Genomic DNA, 18233 nt, shown 5'->3' with positions numbered 1-18233 from the left:
GCGACGTCCCCGCTCGTGGCGGTACAGGTTGATCGGCTAGCGGTAGCCGCGACACGCGGCCTTCTCAGCTCGCGTAATCGACACTGTTGCTGATTGGTTGAACTACGCAGGTTTGCCGCGTAGTCGCCGGAAATACTCCTGGTGGCGCTTTGAGTATACCCACCAGATCATCGGTGACGGTAATCAGAATGGCCACGCCGCTTGATTTCAACGTCGTCAAAGCCCTTCATCAAGAGCTTTGCCCGCTCCGCATCTCTGGGTCTCAGCCCAAGATATCGCGCGTGCGATCAGACGGCACGCCCAAGGCCAGACAGATCGCCCGGTTGGTACGACAACGCGGATTTCACACGCGCCGCGTCGAGGAGCACCGCCAAACGTGGTTCCGAGCGGTCGGGTCCCACGCCGTGACACACCGCCTCGTCGTTTATGGAACAGAAGAAACCGGGCGACACCTCTGGGCTGTGCTGCTGGCCGAAGCCCAAATTTCGCGCAGGTCTTACCCTCACGGCGTACATCGCGACAATCCTACGGTCGAGCCCCGTGGAGCGTCGTCATATATGGAATCGACAGCGGTTCAAAGCTGCGCTCGCACTAGCGCAGCGCCCCGTTGCCATTAAAACCCTCTTCGGCTAAACGGCCCCGGCATCTTACCGTTGCGTTGGTTCGTCATGCAGGCCGGTTCGACTGTACCGGATGTAGCCGGGTTGGCGATTCGTCTCGCAGCAACAACGCACACTTTATCTGCGCCTTCATCAATGCCAGTGTCACAGCACGGATGGCTTCGGTCGTCATCGAACCGCTGACGAATTGCTGCATCAGTTCCGTGGGGAATGCCCGGAGGCTATACCGGCGATGTATTCGTTTGGAAGGGCATATGTTTTCTGTCAAAACGGTTCGTATGCCTTAAACACCAAATTGCAGGGATTCTGGTATCGAGATTTAAAGATTTAATGCAACTAACTGACAGGTAATGTACTCGCGCCGCGCTCAAAGCAGGCGGCTCCTATTATCACCACGAGGCAAAGTCTCAACTTCCGCCCAGCAGCCAAAAATTTGCCAGATAAAACCCCGTGAAACAACCCGAGCACCGTCGTTCTGCCAAAAAAACTGTTCTTTAACAGCCACTTACACCGAGCCGCGCCGTCTATCCCAAAAACTGTTCCACGCCCTAACTTTCTCTCCGACCCCGAACCACATCAACAAAGCCCCAAAACCAGCCAAAACTTCCTCACCCACTCCACTCGTTCCAATCATTACGTGTTTTGTAATACTTAAATCCCCAAGCCAACTACAAGTCCGAACCCAACATCACCAACGCCGTCCCCAGCACCACCCGCTTATATTTCCGTTCCTGCTCGGGCAACATGGAAAACACGCGTAACAAATGCCCATACGCCACGGTCTTGCTAATCCCGTTGAGCAGCATAAAAAACAGCACCTCGGCATCGAGCACACGCAAGACCTTTTGCTTTCCCGCATCGGCGAGCAGCGGCACGAGCACGTCGTGATACGGCCGAACCATACGCTCCACCAGTAAATCGAGCCGCGCGCCTTCCTCTGTCGCCGCCGTCGCAAAGAACATCCCGATGTCCGGCTCGCTAAAAACTTTGTCGATATAGATTGCAATCGCGCGTTCCACCCGGGCGCGCGCATCGAGCGGCGAACTGCGCAACGCCGCCGTCGCTGCGATCATGGGCGCCGTCTGCTCGCCGATCTGCGCGACCACGGCGTCCCACAGCGAATCCTTCGAGCCGAAGTGATGCGCGATCAGCGCGGCATCGACGCCCGAGGCGCGCGCGATCTCGCGCACGCTCGTCGCGTCATAACCGTGTTTCGCAAACGTCTTGCGGGCGTTGCGCAACAGCGTTTCGCGGTCGACGCACGCCCCCTGCGCCGGCCGCCCGCGCGTGCGCTTGACGGGCGATTGCGCCGCCGGCGCTTTCATGCGAGCCAACGCGCGGCTCATTCGACGCAAACCATCACGCGATTGCGGCGCGCAAGCGCCGCGTCGAGCGCCTGCTCGTGCTCTGCGATTTTTTGCGGCACGGCGTCGCGCAGGAATTCGACCAGCGTTTTGATCTTGGCGTCGAGATATTGGCGCGAAGCGTACAGCGCGTACACGTTGTACGGCAGCGGTCGCACGCCGGGCAGCACCGGCACCAGGTTGCCGTCTCGAATGCCCTGAAGCGCGGTCGGGATCGGCAGCATGCCGATTCCCATGCCCGCTTGAACCGCTTGCGCGAGCGCTTCGGGCACATTCACGGTGAGCGGCGCTTGCTTCGGTGTCCGAAATGATTCGGCATCGGCATCGTCGAACAGCCATTGCGCCGCGGGCATATCGTGCAAATTGAGTTGGAGGCAGACGTGCTGTTCCAGATCGGCGAGCGTGCGCGGCGCGCCGCGTTGCGCGAGATAACGCGGCGAAGCGCACAGCACCGAGCGCGTTTGTCCCACGCGCTGCGAAACAAGCGACGAATCCTTGAGATTTTGCGCGACGACGATCGCCACGTCGAACTTCTCGTCGAGCAGGTCGGGCGTGCGCTGCGACAGCACGAGATCGACGGAAACGTCCTCGAATTGCGACGTATATTGCGCGAGCAGCGGCGTGAGGTAATGCTGCCCGAAGCTCGCCGTCGCGTGAATCCGCAAACGCCCGGCCGGTTGCGCGGTCGCGCCTTTGGCTTCGGCATCGGCGAATTCGACTTGATTGAGAATGCGCTCGCAATGGACGAGATAGCGGCGCCCCGCGTCCGTCAACGAAATCTGCCGCGTGGTGCGGTTGAACAGCCGCGTTTGCAGATTCGATTCGAGATCCATGATCGCGCGCGACACCGCCGCCGTGCTCAGCGACGCGCGTGTCGCAGCCTTGGCGAAGCCGCCCGCGTGCGCGACCCTTACAAACATCTTCATGCTGGCCAGCTTGTCCATCGGTTTGGTTCGCTGAAAGCAATGCGCCGCGTCTTGCCGTGATTGCGCGCGGGAGAAAGGCGTACTGCGGGTGAGGCGCGCGAGGGCGCCGGGAGAGGTGTCGCCGTATTTATTCAGCGGGCGATGAATAATTCTACTGTGCGGGTTAGCCCTATGTCAAAGTGCTCGATCGCGGGCGCCGCTGCGCGCGTCGATTAAAATTGCACGCGCGATCGCATCGGCGGTCGGCATCCGCCATCTAAACAGGACACCTCGTGAAGTTCATCCACGCGGCAGACATTCACCTCGACAGCCCGCTCCACGGTTTGAGCGCGTATCCCGATGCGCCCGCCGCGCAATTGCGCAATGCCACGCGCGAGGCGCTGCGTCTGCTCGTCGATCGCGCGATCGAAGAAGAGGTCGCGTTCGTCGTTATCGCCGGCGATCTTTACGACGGCGACTGGAAAGACCATAACACCGGCATTTTCTTTGGCCAGCAGATGGGACGTTTGCGCAAGGCCGGCATTCGCGTGTTCGCGCTCTGGGGCAATCACGACGCCGAAAGCGAAATGACGAAGAAGCTCACGCTGCCCGACAACGTGACCGTGTTCAATCATCGCAAGCCGGAAACCCATCGTATCGACGAACTGAACGTTGCGCTGCACGGCCAGAGCTTCAAGGACAAAGCCGTGATCGACAATCTCGCGGTGAGTTATCCGCAGCCCGTGCCCGGCTACTACAACATCGGCGTGCTGCATACGGCGCTCGAGGGCTACACCGCGCATCCGACTTACGCGCCGTGTACGCGTGCGGAACTGCATGCAAAGGGTTACGACTATTGGGCGCTCGGTCACGTACATGAGTTCCAGCAATGGTCCGAGCAATCGACGATCGTGTTTCCCGGCAATCTGCAAGGGCGGCACATACGCGAAACCGGGCGGCGCGGCGCGGTGCTCGTGAGCGTCGACGGCAACCGCACGGAAGTGGAGCGGCTTTATCTCGATGTGTTGCGCTGGGAAGCGGTGCGCGTGGATGCGAGCGATTGCCTGAGCATCGCGGATCTTTCCCGCAAGATCGGCGCGGCGCTCGAAGCGTTGCTCGTTGTCGATGCGCACGTGCCGCGCGCGGTGCGCGTGAGCGTGACGGGCAAAACGCCCGCGCACGGTTTGTTCTTCGGGCGCGCGACGCAATTGCGCGCGGAAGTGCTCAATCAGATCGGCGTGATCGGCAACGACAAGCTGTGGCTCGAAAAGGTTAAGGTCGAAACGACCGCCGCCGACACTCATGCCGCGTTCGCGCAGAACGAGCCGCTCGAAGCGCTCGCCGATCTCAGGCAGATACTCGAAGCGGCCGCGCAGGACCCGGAATTCCTTGCGCTGCTCGAACGCGATTTGCGTCCGTTCGTCGGCAAGGTGCGCAGCGAAGTGAAGGAAGAAGCGCCGCTGCTCGACTTCGCGCGCGAAGGCCAGCTCGCCGCGCTGGTCGAGCAGGTCGGTCCCGCGCTGCTGGCGCGTCTTTCCACGGGAGAATGAGCGGTGCGCCTGAAGCAACTCGATCTCATCAAATACGGCAAGTTCACCGACGCAAGCCTGTCGTTTCCGCGCGCTTCGTTCGATTTCCATGTGATCGTCGGGCCGAACGAAGCGGGCAAATCCACGGTGCGTACCGCCGTTTCCGAATTGCTGTTCGGCATGCGTTTGCAAACGCCGCTCGACTTTCTGCACGGCACGCCCGAATTGCGCATTGGCGGCGTGCTCGAAAATAGCGGCGACGTGCGGGCGTTTCATCGCGCGCGCGGCCGCAATTCGCTGCGCACGCCCAACGACGACAAATTGCCCGACGATTTTCTCGCGGCCTTGCTCGACGGCGCGAGCAAGGAATTTTTCGAGCAGATGTTCGGACTCGATCACGCGCGTCTCGTGGAGGGCGGCCGCAGCATTCTCGATGCGTCCGACAAACTCGGTCAGGTGCTGTTCGAATCCGCGGCGGGCGTCGGCAGTCTGGGGCCGGTGCGCGAGGAACTGGAAGCGCGTGCGGCCGAATTATGGGCGCCGCGCCGTTCCGGCAGTGTCTATGCACAAGCGGAAGCAGCGTTCACGCAGGCCGTGAGCGAAATGAAAGCGGCGCAAGTGCGCACGCGCGACTGGGTCGAAAAAAGGGAAGCCGTCGAAGCGGTCGAACAGGCGATCGGTGCGTTGCGCGGGCAACAGCGCGCGCTCGAATCGCAGCGCGTGAAGCTCGAACGCATGCGCCGGCTCGCCCCGTATCTCGCGGATTTGTCGCGCAAGCAGGAAGCGTTGGACGCGCTGGGCGCGGTGGTCGATTTGCCGCCCACGGCTTACGCGGATCTCGCGCAGGCGCAGTCCGACATGGCCGCCGAGCATAAGCTGCACGAAGCGCGCGAAGCCGAAGTGCGCGACAAAGAGCGCGCGCGCGACGCGTTCGCGCCCGATCGCGAGGCACTCGACCTTGCCGCCGAAATCGATGCGCTCGATGCGTTGCGCGGCGCGTGCGTGAATCATCCGCGCGAATTGCTGGTGCGCGAAACGGAGATTCAAACCCATCTCGACACGGCGTTCGCCGCCGCCGCGCAACTCGGCTGGCCGCGCGAGGAAGCTGCCTTGCGCGCGGCATTGCCCGGCGCGCTGGCGCTGAAAACGCTCACCTATGTGCTGCGCGAACACGGCGTGCGCGAGCAGGCGCTGACCACGGCGCGCGAGGCGTGCGACGAGCAGGCGCGCAAGCTCGCGCAATTGAATATGCAACGGGCGGCGCTGCGCGATGTCGAGGTCTCGCCGGCGTTGCGTGCGGCGCTCGAAAATGCCCGCGATTTCCGCAACCATGCCGCGAAGGAGAGCGCGCTGGAGTGCGAACTCGCGCAGGCGCGGCGCACGCTCGAAGCCGCGCTCGCGGCGCTCGGCCCCTGGCGCAAGCCGGTGCAAGCGTTGCGCGCGCTCGACGTGCCTTCGCCCGCGCGGCTTGCCGCGCTGCAAAAGGAAGAAAGCGAACGCGCGAACGCGCTCGCCCACGCGCGGGACGCTCACGCGACGGCGGCGGCGGAAGTCGAGCAACTCGCGTTGCAGGAAAAGCACTTCGCCCAAGGTAACAAAGTCGTGACGAACGCGGACGTGCAGCAGGCGCGCGCGCGTCGCAACGAGGCATGGGACGACGTGAAGACCGCGCGCGTGACGCTCGCCCAAGGCGCGCCGGTTATCGACGACGCCATGCGTCTTGCCGATGAACTCGTGGATGCGCAACTCGGCACGTCGCAAGCGGCGATGGCCTTGCAGAAGCTGCGCGAACAACTCGAAGCCGCGCGTGCGAACGCCGATCGTAAGCACACCGTAACAATCGAACGGGCCGACGAGCTTGATGCATGCCACGCGAGATGGCGGCAACTGGCGGAACACGCGAACGTGCCCGGCATGCCGCTTGCCGACATGAGTGCGTGGCTCGCGCATCGCGAGACCGCGCTTGCCGCGCAAGCGGACTGCGAGCGGCGCGCGAGCGAATGCGAAGCCAGCCGCGCCGCGCGCATCGCGGCGCACGCGGCGCTGGGCGAGGCGCTTGCGAGCGTGGCCGGCATCGCCGCGCAAGACAGCTTGCCCGCGCTCATCCACGCTGCGGAGACGTTCGTGGATTCGGCGCGAAAAGCGGCGGGGCAACGCGAAGGTCTCGAAGCGCAATTGCACGACGCGCGGCGCGAGCACGAGGGCGCGCAAGCGAAGCTGGCCGCCGCGCAATCCGCTTACGAAACGTGGCAGTCGCAATGGCGCGATGCGCTCGCGCAGGCGAATCTCGATGCGCGCGCCGCGACGCTTGCGGCCGCCGAAAGCGCGGTCGAACTCGCGAATGCCGTTGCCGCCGCGTTTGCCGATGCCGAGGCGCCGCGCAATCGCATCCGCACGATACGCGCGGAAATGGCGACGCTCGAAGCCGAAGCGCGCCGCCTTGCGCAAACGCTCGCGATGCAGAACGCCGCCGCCGACGCGTTCGACATTGCGCGAACACTCGCCGCGCGGCTTGCGCGCGCCAGGGAAACCGCGAAGGCGCTCGCCCAGGCCGAAGCCGACGTCAAGCTCGCGCGCACGCGCATGGCCGACGCGGCGGCCGCGTTCGCGAGCGCGCAGGCGCGCATCGAGCCCATCTTGAAGCTCGCGGGCGCGGCCACCATCGAAGCCGCGCTGCCCGTTGCGGCGCGTTCGAACGAACGCCGTGCGCTCGTGGATGCGATTGCCGCGGCACAGGATGCGCTCGTGCGCGACGGCGACGGCCTCGCGCAGTCGGCGATTGCCGCCGAAGTCGCGGAGCAGCCTATCGCCGAGGTGCCCGCGCGGCTCGCAACGCTCGGGCAGGAACTCGAAGCAATCGGCCATCAATTGAGCACGAATCTGCAAGCGCAAGTCACGGCCGTGCAAGCGTTCGACGCGATCAACGGGCAGGCGGGCGCGGCGCTCGCGGAGGCGAAGCGCCAGGAAGCGCTGAGCGCGATGAGCGACGCCGCCGAGGAATATCTCGAAGCGGCCACGGCGAGCCGGCTGCTCAAATGGGCCACCGACCGCTATCGCGATCAAAAACAAGGGCCGATGCTGCGCCGCGCGGCCGAAATATTCAACGGACTCACGCTCGGCGAATTCTCGCGGCTTCTGGTGGATACCGAACGCACGCCGCCCGCGTTGCACGCGCGCCGCAACACCGGCCAGTCGGTGGAGGTGAGCGGCATGAGCGAAGGCACGCGCGACCAGCTTTTTCTCGCGCTGCGCATCGCCGCGCTCGAATTGCAATTGGCGAGCAAAGCGGCGTTGCCATTCGTCGCCGACGATCTGTTTATCAATTTCGACGATGAGCGCGCGAAAGCCGGATTCGAAGCGTTGCGCGATCTATCGGCGAAAACCCAGGTGTTATTTCTCACTCACCACGATCATCTTTTGCCCGCGATACGCGAGGTTTTCGGCGCGGCGGTCAATGTGGTGGAATTGCAGCGCGTCGCGGCGCCGGCGTAATTGGGCAAAACCGACTATTCGAATTTGCATTATCGTGAATCCTGGCATCATAATAAAAGCGTCTTTTGCGGCGCTCTGATAATTGCATTCGACGTTTGTCATTTCGAATGAAAGTGCTGAAGGGTGTCCGTAAAAAAATGGCGAATGAGGAGGCGTGAATGGTCACTGTGGATGCAATTCAGTTAAAGATTTCGAAGCTGCAAAAGCAGGCCGAATCGATTGTCCAGAGGCAGACGTCGGCGGGCCTCGCGAAGATTCGCGATCTGATGACGAAGCACGGTTTGAGCGTGGCCGATATCGAGCGTTTTCTCGGCAAAAGGCGCGGCCGCAAGCCGGGCGCGAGCGCAAAAGCGGCCACGAAACACGCGGTGAAACGCACGGTCGCGCCCAAATACGCAGACCCGAAAACGGGCGCCACCTGGACTGGCCGCGGCCTGGCGCCGCTCTGGATTCGCGATGTCAGGAACCGGTCGAGATTCCTGATCGACGGCGGCGCGGCGAATGGCGCCGTGCGGGCAGCCGTGAAGCCGGCGGCGCGCAAGGCCGCGGCAAAAAAATCCGCGAAGAAAACCACGGCGGTGAAACGCGCAAAGTCCACTTCGGCGAAAAAGGCCGTTCGTCAATCCGCCGCCCGATGAGTTCGAAAGTGCAGTGGGCATAAACACCGCAACGCCTGGCACTCCGTAACGATGTAAGGCGATGCCAGTCGCGGCCGCGGCACCTTCCTCGCGATAGACCGTGCGCGGATTTCGCGCGCGATGTCGCGCTACAGCGGCGCCGAAGTCAACGTGCGCAACTGTTCGAGCAGCTTCACGGCCGGACTCGGCAAGATGCCGTGACGCCGCCGGAACGCCGTGAGCGTGCGCCGTCCTTCCACGCCCGGCATGTCGAGCGTGTCGAACACGCCGGCCTTGCTTTCGGTGAGATACATCGTCGAAGCCATCCAGCTCAGGAAGCCCGAACGCGCGACCAGACTCTTGAGCACCGTGATCGAACGCGTTTCCACCACGACGTTCGGCAGGCCCAGCCCCTGCGCCGCGAACGCCTGCTCCATATGTTCGAACGGCGCCGTGCCGCGCGGCGGAATGGCCCATTGCTCGTCGATCGTATCGGCGAGTGTCAACGTGTTCCGGTTGCGCAGCGGGTGATCGAGCGCCGCGACCACATAGCTGTAATCCTCCCAACGGCAATCGCCGATGGCGGCAATTTCATCGGTGTCGGGCACGGCCATGCTGAGTGCGAGGTCGATTTCGCGCTTCACGAGCGCATCCGCGAGCCGATCCCACACGCCTTCGATAATCTCGACACGCAGCTTCGGCCAGCGCCGCAGCACGCCGCTCACGGCGAGCGGCAGCACGAGGCTCGCAATGCTGCCCACCGCGCCCACGCGTATCGTGCCGCGCGCCAGCCCGCGCATTGCGTCGATTTCCTCGCGCGCCTGTTCGGCTTCGCGCTGCAAAAGGATCGCGTGCGGCAGCAGCGCTTCGCCCACCGCCGTGAGATGCATGCCGCGCGAATGACGCTCGAAAAGCGGCGCGCCCACCTGTTCTTCGAGGCGGCGAATCGCGCGGCTCAACGCGGGCTGCGTGACGTGCAGCGTTTCGGCCGCGCGGCCGAGGCTGCCCGCCGAGACGATCGTGGCGAACGCCTGGAGTTGCTGGAGGTTGTAGGTCATGCCTAAAGGTAATGCCTTTTGGCGAATTCGGCAATTTTCGGTTACCCAGAGCATCGCGATAATGCGATTTCATCGAACGACGCGCTTTTTGGACAGGAGGCCTGAAATGACTGGCAGCGCGCCTGAGCAGAATCAGCAGCAACCGCCGACGCAGACCCCGGCGGCGGCCGAGTGGACCGTGCGCGACGCGGTGATCGACTTCGCGCGCCGCGTGGGCATGACCTCGATTTTCGCCAATCCCGGTTCGACCGAATTGCCGATGTTCCGCGATTTCCCCGCCGATTTTCGCTACGTGCTGGGCTTGCAGGAAGCCGTGGTGGTGGGCATGGCCGACGGCTACGCGCAAGCCACGGGGCGCGCCGCGCTCGTCAACCTGCATTCGGCGGCGGGCGTGGGCAACGCAATGGGCAACATCTTCACGGCGTTTCGCAACCGCACGCCGCTCGTGATCACGGCGGGCCAGCAGGCGCGTTCGATCTTGCCGTTCGATCCGTTTCTCGCGGCCACGCAGGCCACCGAACTGCCGAAGCCGTATGTGAAGTGGAGCATCGAACCGGCGCGCGCGCAGGACGTGCCGCTCGCCATCGCGCGTGCCTGGGCGATCGCGATGCAGGAGCCGCGCGGCCCCGTGTTCGTGTCGATTCCCGTCGACGACTGGGACCAGCCCGGCGAGCGCGTGCCCGACCGCACGCTCGCGCACACGACGCGCCCCGAACCCGCGGCGCTCGCCAGCATCGGCGCGGCGCTCGATGCGTGTGCGCGCCCGGTGTTCGTCGTGGGCGGCGGCGTGGATCGCGCGGGCGCGGTGCAGGACGTGGTGCGGCTCGCGGAGCGTCACCGTGCGCGCGTGTTCGTGGCGCCCATGACGGGCCGCTGTAGCTTCCCCGAAAAGCATCCGCTGTTCGCCGGATTTTTGCCCGCCATGCGCGAACGCATCGTCGAATTGCTCGACGGCCACGATCTCGTGTTCGCGATCGGCGCGCCCGCGTTCACCTATCACGTCGAAGGACGCGGCCCGCACGTGCCGCCTGGCGCCGCGCTGTATCAACTCGTCGACGATCCCGGCACGGCCGCGTGGACGCCGCAAGGTCTTGCCGTGGCAGGCAACGTGCGGCTGGGCGTGCTCGACCTGCTCGAACGCGCCGCGCCGCCGCGTGCGGGTGAACGCGCGATGCCCGCGCCGCGCGCCGTGCCGCCGCGCGCGACGCCGCCCGAAGCGGGCGAGCGCATGTCGGTGGCGTTCGCGCTCCAGACGCTCGCTGAAGTTCGCGACGCGGCCACGCCGGTGGTGGAGGAAGCGCCCAGCTCGCGCCCGGTGATGCAGACGTATCTGCCGTTCGAGCGCGCCGGCACGTTCTTCACGATGGACAGCGGCGGTCTCGGCTACGGCATGCCGGCCGCCGTGGGCGTGGCGCTCGCGAAGCCGGGGGAACGCGTGATCGCGCTGATCGGCGACGGTTCGAGCATGTACTCGATCCAGGCGATCTGGAGCGCGGTGCAGCTCGCGCTGCCGATAACCTTCGTTATCCTGAACAATGCGCGCTACGCCGCGTTGCAGGACTTCGCACCCGTGTTCGGCTTCGGGCCGGCGGACCCGGTGCAGGGCACGGACTTGCCCGGTCTCGACTTCGTGGCGATCGCGGCGGGCATGGGCTGCCCCGGCCTGCGCGTGAGCGAGGCGGCGAAGTTGCGCGAAGCCTTGCACAATGCACTCGCGACGACGAAACCGGCGGGACCGCTGCTGATCGAAACGATCGTCGCGTAAGCACGCGAACCCAAATGAAAGGAGACAAGCCATGCAACTCGTAGCGATGCTGATCAACGGTGAACGCATGTCCGCGCGCAACGGCGCGAGCTTCGAGCGCCGCAATCCGCTCGACGGCAGCGTGGCGAGCCGCGCGCCGGCCGCCACCGTCGACGACGCCATTGCCGCGGTCGACGCCGCCGCGGCCGCGTTCCCCGTCTGGTCCGCGCTCGGACCGGGCGAGCGCCGCGCGCTGCTCACGAAAGCCGCGCACGCGCTCGAAGCGAAAGCCGATGCGTTCGCCGCCGCGATGGCCGCCGAAACCGGCGCGTCGGGCATCTGGGCCGGCTTCAACGTGCATCTCGCGGCGGCCGGCTTGATCGAGGCGGCCGCACTCACCACGCAGATCGGCGGCGAGCTGATTCCCTCCGACGTGCCGGGCAGCATCGCCATGGGCGTGCGCCAGCCGGCAGGCGTGGTGCTCGGTCTCGCGCCGTGGAACGCGCCTGTGATCCTCGCGGTGCGCGCCATCGCGCTGCCGCTTGCGTGCGGCAACACGGTCGTGCTCAAAGGCTCGGAGATTTGTCCGGCAACGCACGGCCTGATCGTCGAAGCGTTGCAGGAAGCGGGCTTGCCGCGCGGCGCCGTGAACTTCGTGACGAACGCGCCCGCCGACGCCGCGGCGATCGTCGAAGCCATGATCGCGCACGCGAAAGTGCGACGCGTGAACTTCACCGGCTCGACGCGCGTGGGCCGCATCATCGCCGAAACCTGCGCGCGCCATTTGAAGCCCGCCGTGCTCGAACTGGGCGGCAAGGCGCCGCTTGTCGTGCTCGACGATGCCGATGTCGAAGCGGCGGCGCACGCGGCCGCATTCGGCGCGTTCGCGAATTCCGGGCAGATTTGCATGTCGACGGAGCGCATCATCGTCGACGAAAGCATTGCCGACGCGTTCGTCGAACGGCTCGGCGCACGCGCGCGAGCGTTGCCGCTCGGCGACCCGCGCGAAGGCCCGGTCGTGCTCGGCTCGGTCGTGGACATGAGCACGGTCGAACGCTGCAACGCGCTGATCGACGACGCGCTCGCGAAAGGCGCGACCCTCGTGTGCGGCGGCAAGGCGCACAGCACGCTGATGCCCGCCACGCTGCTCGACCATGTGACGCCCGAAATGCGCATCTACCACGACGAATCGTTCGGCCCCGTGAAGGGCATCGTGCGCGTGCGCGGCGAGGACGCGGCCATTGCCTGCGCGAACGACAACGCCTACGGTCTTTCGTCGGCCGTGTTCAGCCGCGATACGGCGCGCGCATGGAACGTGGCGCAACGCATCGAGTCGGGCATTTGCCACATCAACGGGCCGACCGTTCACGACGAAGCGCAGATGCCGTTCGGCGGCGTGAAGGAAAGCGGCTTTGGGCGCTTCGGCGGCAAGGCGGGCATTGCGGAATTCACGGAACTGCGCTGGATCACGCTGCAAACGGCGCCGCGCCACTATCCGTTCTGAGGGCGCGTCATGCACATTGCCATACTCGGCGCGGGCGCGATGGGCTCGCTGTTCGGCGGGCTGCTCGCCGAAGCGGGCCACCGCGTGGTGCTGCTCGATGTCGACGACGCTCACCTGCGCGCCATTAATCAGGATGGCTTACGGTTGAGCACGGACGCGGGCGAACGCATCGTCGCGAACCTCGCGGCGATGCGCCCCGAAGCCGCGCGCGAAGCCGCCGATCTGCTGATCGTGTTCACGAAAACGATGCATACCGAAGCCGCGCTGAATGCCGCGCGCGGCGCACTGGGGCCGCAAACGGCGCTGCTTTCGCTGCAAAACGGCCTTGGCAATGCGGAGCGGCTCGCGAAGTTCGCGGACGCTTCCCGCGTGATGATCGGCGTGACGACGTGGCCCGCCGACAAGCACCAGCCGGGCCGCGTGAACTCGCACGGTGCGGGCACGATTCGCATGATGAGCGCGAACGGCACGCCGACGCCGGCGCTGGCCCGAGCGATAGCGGCGCTCGACGAGGCGGGCCTCGCCTGTGCCGCCGACGCCGACGTCTGGGTCGCGATCTGGGAGAAGGTGGCGTTCAACGCGGCGCTCAACAGCTTGTGCGCGGTGACGTCATGCACGGTGGGCGAACTGACCCATGTGGCCGAGGGCGAAGCCCTTGCGCTGGCCATCGTCGCGGAAGTCGCGGCCGTGGCGCGCGCGCACGGCATCGCCGTGGACGAGGCGCACGTGGCGGCCAACGTGCGTCACGCGCTCGCGCATCATCGCGCGCACCGGCCTTCCATGCTGCAAGACGTGCTCGCCGGACGCCGCACCGAAATCGAGGCGATCAACGGCGCCGTGGTGGAGGCCGCGCGCCGCAAGCAGATTGAAATCCCGCGCACGCAAACGCTGTGGACGCTCGTGCGTCTCGTGGATGCCAGGCAGTCCGAATGAAAATGCAGCGCTGAAACCGGCGGCGAGCGCGCTCGCCACGCTCACACACGAACGACCGCGCGTACGAACGCGCGGCATAGGAGACATTCATGAACTACGCCACACCCGCGTCCGCCTCGGGCGCCGCGCCGCAGGAAGCGGGCGCGTTGCAAGGCGGCACCGTCGACATCGGGCGCACGCTCGACGACGGGCCTTATGCCACGTTGCAGAAGTTCGCCGTGGTGCTCGCCGCGCTCTCTATCGTCGTCGACGGCTTCGACAGCCAGCTCATCGGCTTTGCGATTCCCGTGCTCATCAAGGAATGGGGCATCACGCGTAATGCGTTTGCGCCCGTGGTGGCGGCGGGGCTGATCGGCATGGGCATCGGCAGCGCGTTCGCGGGCTTGTTCGCGGACCGCTTCGGCAGGCGCTGGGCCGTGGTCGGCAGCGTGCTCGTGTTCGGCGCGGCGACGTGCGCGATCGGGCTCGCGCCGAACGTGGCGGCCATCGCGGCACTGCGTTTCGTGGCGGGCCTCGGCATCGGCGGCGCGCTGCCCAGCTCGACGACGATGACCGCCGAATTCACGCCCGCGCGCTTTCGCACCTTCGCGGTGACGGCCACGATCGTATGCGTGCCGCTCGGCGGCATGGTGGCGGGCCTGTTCGCGGCGCAGGTGCTGCCCGCATACGGCTGGCGCGGCCTCTTCTTCGTGGGCGGCGTGCTGCCGCTCGCCCTCGCGCTCGTGCTGCTCATCGCGCTGCCCGAGTCGCCGCGCTTTCTGGCGCGCCGGCCGCAGCGCTGGCCCGAACTCGTGCGTCTGCTCGCCCGCATGGGGCGCGACGTTGCGCCAGGCGCGCAGTTCACCGACGTGCGCGAACAAAGCGCGGAAAAACACGTGGGCTTCACGGCGCTCTTTCGCGACGGCCGCGCGCGCGACACCACGGCCATCTGGTGCGCGTTCTTCATGTGTCTGCTCGCGGTTTACAGCGCGTTTAGCTGGCTGCCGACCATGCTCACGAGCGAAGGCTTGAGCGTGGCGCTCGCGGGCTACGGCTTGAGCGCCTACAACCTTGGCGGCGTGATCGGCGCATTGGCGTGCGCGCTGGCCATCGCGCGCTTCGGCTCGCGCGGGCCGCTGCTGCTTTGTTGCGCGGGCGGCGCGGCGAGCGCGTGGATGCTGCTGGGCGTGAGCGCCGCCTCGCACACGGGCTGGCTCATCACGGGCCTCGCGCTGCATGGACTCTTCGTCAACGCCGTGCAATCGACCATGTACGCGCTTTGCGCCTATGTGTACCCCACCGGCGTGCGCGCGACCGGCACCGCTTCGGCGTTGGCCTTCGGCCGCGTGGGCGCGATCCTGAGCGCGTTCGCGGGCGCGGCGATCATCACGGCAGGCGGCGCGGCGGGCTATCTGACGATGCTGGGCGCGGCCATGGCGGTCGTGCTGCTCGCGCTGGCGCTCGTGGTCCGTCATATTCCGAAGCGCGCGGCGCCGCGCTAAAAGCGCGCCGGCTTCCTGTTCTTTCCGTTCCTGGCGCACGACTGACGCGGCCTTGGGGCCGCGGCGCATGGCGGCGCTTGCCCGAAATCCATTCGATCAAGACTGCTAACTAAATAACATTACATCAGGAGACGTTGGACATCATGAAACTTCGGATCGCAGCAGGGTTGGCCTGCGCCGCGCTCGGCGCACCGGCATTCGCGCAAAGCAGCGTGACGTTGTACGGCATCGTCGATACGGGCATCGAATACGTGTCGCATGCGAATGCGGCGGGCGACGCCGTCGTGCGCATGCCGGGCATCACCGGCGAACTGCCGTCGCGTTGGGGCGTGCGCGGCACCGAAGGGCTGGGCGGCGGTTGGGCGGCGATCTTCGCGCTCGAAAGCGGCTTCAACATGCGCGGCGGCACGCTCAACCAGGGCGGCCGCCTGTTCGGGCGCCAGGCGTGGGTGGGTTTCAGCACGCCCTACGGCAACCTGACCTTCGGCCGTCAATACACGATGACGTACTGGGCCATCGCCGACGCCGATCTGCTCGGCCCCGACATCTACGGCGGCACGGCATCGTTCGACCAATATCTGCCGAGTTCGCGCAGCGACAGCACCATCGTCTACAAGGGCAGCTACGCGGGCTTCACGCTGGGCGCAACATGGTCGTTCGGGCGCGATGCGGCGGGCACGGGCAACTCGCCGGGGCAGGGCACGTGCTCGGGCCCGGTGCCGGGCAGCTCGCAGTCGTGCCGCGAATGGTCGGCCATGCTGCGTTATGACCGCGACGGCTACGGCGTCGCGGCGGCCTACGACCAGCAGCGCGGCGGCGCGGGCGCGGCAGCGAACCTCTACGACGGCACGCCGACCTTCGCGCTCACGAACCCCGGCGACACCGACGTGCGCATGCAGCTCAACGGCTACGGGCATGTCGGCGCGCTGCGGCTCGGCGGCGGCTGGCTGGGCCGGCGCGTGGACACGGTGCTGGCCGCCACGCCCAACGTGCATTCGGACCAGTTCTATCTCACGGCGTCGTATCCGGTCACGCCCACGGTGCTGGTGGACGGCGGCGTGTATCACATCGTCGACAGCCAGGACGACACGCGCGGCACAATCGCGGCGTTGCGCGCCACCTATCTGCTTTCGAAGCGCTCGGCCGTTTATCTGCAAGGCGCGTATCTCTGGAACAGCGCGAAGGCGGCGTACACGGTGAGCCAGGGCGGCGGCGGCACGACGCCGGCGCCCGGCGCGGGACAACTCGGGTTGATGGCGGGCATTCGCCACAGCTTCTAAGGTCGCGCGCCGCGTTCGAGCCGTTCAGTCGAGCGCGGCGCGCAGCGCTTCGAATTCGCGCCGGCAGCGTTGCGCGAGACTCGCCGCCTGGATGCGCAGCGTTTGACGATCGACGCGCAGCGCTTCGGCGGCGGCATCGGCGAGCGAGTCGACGGTTACGATCTGCGGTACGTCTTGCGCTTCCCATGTCGATACATAGGCCACGTGCTTGTGCGAGCCAATGCCTGGCATTCCGAACGAATGGTTTCGTGCGATGTTGACTCGCGCGATCGCATGAGCCGTCGCCACGATGCGTCCGTGCAAACTGCTGCCGCAGAACACGCGGGCATGGGCGATCAATGCACAGATATCCCACAGGTTCAGCGATTCGAACACGCGCACGGCTTGCGCGGGCAGCCGCGCCGCCAGACGCCGGTACACGTCGAGCGAGTCGTGCCAGGGCGCTGCGCCCGCGCGAAACAGCGCGATGCCGACGCCGTGCGCGTTCGCAATGCGTTCGAGTTCGTGCGCGAGGCGGTCGAGCGTGGCGTCGTCGCCGAAATCGGCGCTGAATTGCACGGCGGCATAGCCGTGCGTGAAGGCTTCGCGTATCGCTCGCACTGGCATTCGCGCGGCGTGGCGCTGGATCGCGGCATCGAAAAGCACGGCGGTCATTGCGGCCGGGTCGGGCGTGAGGCGCGCGCGCATGCCGTGCGCTTCGAGCTGCGCCTGCGTGCGGCGATCGCGCACGCTGAGCCAGTCGGCGCTTCGCAGGGCGGCCAGTGCGTCCGCGCGCAAGACGGCCTCGCGCGCGTCCAGGTCCGCGCCGCCGGCGGCGTTGACGACGAGCTGCCGCACGCGCACGCCCGGCAGCGCTGTCTTCGCGAGCACGTAAGGCGCAGCCGATTCCATGCCGAACCGTGCCCGCGCCCATGCGCGCGGATCGCGCCGCCAGGCGGTTTCCTCGTCGATCGTGGCCTGCACGCGCGGCGGCGGCGCGATCATCACGGCGGCTTCCCACGCGTTGCATCCGAGCACTTCGCCGCCCGCGTGGATCACGTCGATCTCGCGGCCGCGGGCGAACCGCGCGATCTGCGCCAGCGCGTGCGTGGCGAAGCCGCCTTCGTTGCGCAGGTCGCGCGCCGCGAGACCCGCAAACAGCAACTCGCGGCGAGGCAACTGACGCGCGACGACCCGCGCGATCAACAGATCGCCGAAATTGTGACGGTCGAATGCGCCGAAAATCACGGCGGGCGTGAGCGGCATGGCGGTTGGAGAAGTTCGTGCGCGAGGCGTTATCGTTCACGATACCGCACGATGCGCCGCGCCGTTGCTTCGGCGCTTGTGATGAAGGAATCGCGGCGCAAACGGGTTTTTGTGTGCATTTCGCGGGTCACGTTCCCGGCCACGAGCGCGAGCGGCGATGGCCGCTGCCGGATACTGCGTTGCGAAGCGCAGCCTCTACGCGCCCTCGCGTGCCCGCTTTTCGCATGCGTCGCAAAGGTAGGCGTGCGATTGCCAATCTGTTTGCACGCCGGTTCGCCGCCGATTTGCTGAGGCATCCGAATCATCCGCACGGTTCCCACGCTGCTTTCATGCCGATATCGCGCCGATCCGCCGCGCCGGACGAAGCGCTGCCGGAACGTCGAGGCAGCCAGAACGCACGTTTGCGCCATCCCGGCTAACATGGGCGTCCGTCGTTCAACCACTCGCAAACAAGGAGCCCA

14 protein-coding genes are annotated in these 18233 nt (G+C 66.1%); 9 read left to right on the top strand and 5 right to left on the bottom strand.

Annotated features, from left to right (window positions below):
- Positions 1-64: 64 nt before the first annotated feature.
- The 3 genes from U5805_RS31740 to U5805_RS00755 form a co-directional block, all read right to left on the bottom strand.
- On the bottom strand, positions 65-211 hold the full coding sequence (locus U5805_RS31740) for a hypothetical protein (RefSeq protein ID WP_415914519.1): 147 nt from the start codon (positions 209-211) through the stop codon (positions 65-67).
- 1077 nt (positions 212-1288) lie between these two features.
- Positions 1289-1966, bottom strand: coding sequence for a helix-turn-helix domain-containing protein (locus tag U5805_RS00760; RefSeq protein WP_322101515.1), 678 nt, complete (start codon positions 1964-1966; stop codon positions 1289-1291).
- Positions 1963-2928, bottom strand: coding sequence for a LysR family transcriptional regulator (locus U5805_RS00755; RefSeq protein ID WP_322101514.1), 966 nt, complete (start codon positions 2926-2928; stop codon positions 1963-1965). The genes U5805_RS00760 and U5805_RS00755 overlap by 4 nt, the downstream gene beginning before the upstream one ends.
- 254 nt (positions 2929-3182) lie before the next feature.
- Between U5805_RS00755 and U5805_RS00750 the strand changes: the two genes are divergently transcribed.
- The 3 genes from U5805_RS00750 (at position 3183) to U5805_RS00740 (ending at position 8548) form a co-directional block, all read left to right on the top strand.
- Positions 3183-4439: a DNA repair exonuclease gene (locus U5805_RS00750; protein ID WP_322101513.1), complete on the top strand. Its 1257-nt coding sequence runs from the start codon at positions 3183-3185 to the stop codon at positions 4437-4439.
- Between the two features lie 3 nt (positions 4440-4442).
- Positions 4443-7910 (top strand): ATP-binding protein, encoded by a 3468-nt coding sequence (locus tag U5805_RS00745; protein ID WP_322101512.1) that lies wholly within the window; start codon positions 4443-4445, stop codon positions 7908-7910.
- A gap of 158 nt (positions 7911-8068) precedes the next feature.
- Entirely contained in the window at positions 8069-8548 is a 480-nt protein-coding gene (locus U5805_RS00740; RefSeq protein WP_322101511.1) for an H-NS histone family protein, read from the top strand.
- A gap of 128 nt (positions 8549-8676) precedes the next feature.
- Here U5805_RS00740 and U5805_RS00735 read toward each other — a convergent pair whose 3' ends face one another.
- Positions 8677-9585, bottom strand: coding sequence for a LysR family transcriptional regulator (locus U5805_RS00735; protein WP_322101510.1), 909 nt, complete (start codon positions 9583-9585; stop codon positions 8677-8679).
- A 106-nt stretch (positions 9586-9691) separates the two neighbouring features.
- Here U5805_RS00735 and mdlC point away from each other — a divergent pair, with 106 nt between their 5' ends.
- The 5 genes from mdlC (at position 9692) to U5805_RS00710 (ending at position 16527) form a co-directional block, all read left to right on the top strand.
- Complete coding sequence (gene mdlC / locus U5805_RS00730; protein ID WP_322101509.1) at positions 9692-11350, top strand: benzoylformate decarboxylase; 1659 nt, start codon at positions 9692-9694, stop codon at positions 11348-11350.
- Positions 11351-11381: 31 nt separating this feature from the next.
- Entirely contained in the window at positions 11382-12833 is a 1452-nt protein-coding gene (locus tag U5805_RS00725) for an aldehyde dehydrogenase (protein ID WP_322101508.1), read from the top strand.
- Positions 12834-12842: 9 nt separating this feature from the next.
- On the top strand, positions 12843-13766 hold the full coding sequence (locus U5805_RS00720) for a 2-dehydropantoate 2-reductase (RefSeq protein WP_322101507.1): 924 nt from the start codon (positions 12843-12845) through the stop codon (positions 13764-13766).
- Between the two features lie 89 nt (positions 13767-13855).
- Positions 13856-15247: an MFS transporter gene (locus U5805_RS00715; RefSeq protein WP_322101506.1), complete on the top strand. Its 1392-nt coding sequence runs from the start codon at positions 13856-13858 to the stop codon at positions 15245-15247.
- Positions 15248-15390: 143 nt separating this feature from the next.
- Positions 15391-16527 carry a porin gene (locus tag U5805_RS00710; protein WP_322101505.1) on the top strand — a complete coding sequence of 379 codons (1137 nt, stop codon included), beginning with the start codon at positions 15391-15393 and terminating at the stop codon, positions 16525-16527.
- Positions 16528-16551: 24 nt separating this feature from the next.
- On the opposite strand, the gene U5805_RS00705 is transcribed toward U5805_RS00710, so the two are convergent.
- Positions 16552-17772: a polysaccharide pyruvyl transferase family protein gene (locus U5805_RS00705; RefSeq protein ID WP_322101504.1), complete on the bottom strand. Its 1221-nt coding sequence runs from the start codon at positions 17770-17772 to the stop codon at positions 16552-16554.
- Positions 17773-17777: 5 nt separating this feature from the next.
- On the opposite strand from U5805_RS00705, the gene U5805_RS00700 reads away from it, so the two are divergent.
- A complete protein-coding gene (locus U5805_RS00700; protein WP_322101503.1) occupies positions 17778-18191 on the top strand; it encodes a hypothetical protein in 414 nt (137 codons plus the stop codon).
- The last annotated feature ends 42 nt before the right edge of the window (positions 18192-18233 follow it).

Source organism: Paraburkholderia sp. J41 (genome assembly GCF_905220235.1).
Classification (GTDB): Bacteria; Pseudomonadota; Gammaproteobacteria; order Burkholderiales; family Burkholderiaceae; genus Paraburkholderia.
The sequence above is the reverse complement of the archived record's forward strand: the minus strand, read 5'-3'. Positions and strand labels throughout refer to the sequence as shown.

Coding starts and splice junctions, on each gene's coding strand:
- U5805_RS00705 (WP_322101504.1), bottom strand. CDS start 17,772: ATGCCGCTCACGCCCGCCGTGATTTTCGGCGCATTCGACCGTCACAAT.
- U5805_RS00760 (WP_322101515.1), bottom strand. CDS start 1,966: ATGAGCCGCGCGTTGGCTCGCATGAAAGCGCCGGCGGCGCAATCGCCC.
- U5805_RS00720 (WP_322101507.1), top strand. CDS start 12,843: ATGCACATTGCCATACTCGGCGCGGGCGCGATGGGCTCGCTGTTCGGC.
- U5805_RS00715 (WP_322101506.1), top strand. CDS start 13,856: ATGAACTACGCCACACCCGCGTCCGCCTCGGGCGCCGCGCCGCAGGAA.
- U5805_RS00725 (WP_322101508.1), top strand. CDS start 11,382: ATGCAACTCGTAGCGATGCTGATCAACGGTGAACGCATGTCCGCGCGC.
- U5805_RS00740 (WP_322101511.1), top strand. CDS start 8,069: ATGGTCACTGTGGATGCAATTCAGTTAAAGATTTCGAAGCTGCAAAAG.
- mdlC (WP_322101509.1), top strand. CDS start 9,692: ATGACTGGCAGCGCGCCTGAGCAGAATCAGCAGCAACCGCCGACGCAG.
- U5805_RS00710 (WP_322101505.1), top strand. CDS start 15,391: ATGAAACTTCGGATCGCAGCAGGGTTGGCCTGCGCCGCGCTCGGCGCA.
- U5805_RS00755 (WP_322101514.1), bottom strand. CDS start 2,928: ATGGACAAGCTGGCCAGCATGAAGATGTTTGTAAGGGTCGCGCACGCG.
- U5805_RS00735 (WP_322101510.1), bottom strand. CDS start 9,585: ATGACCTACAACCTCCAGCAACTCCAGGCGTTCGCCACGATCGTCTCG.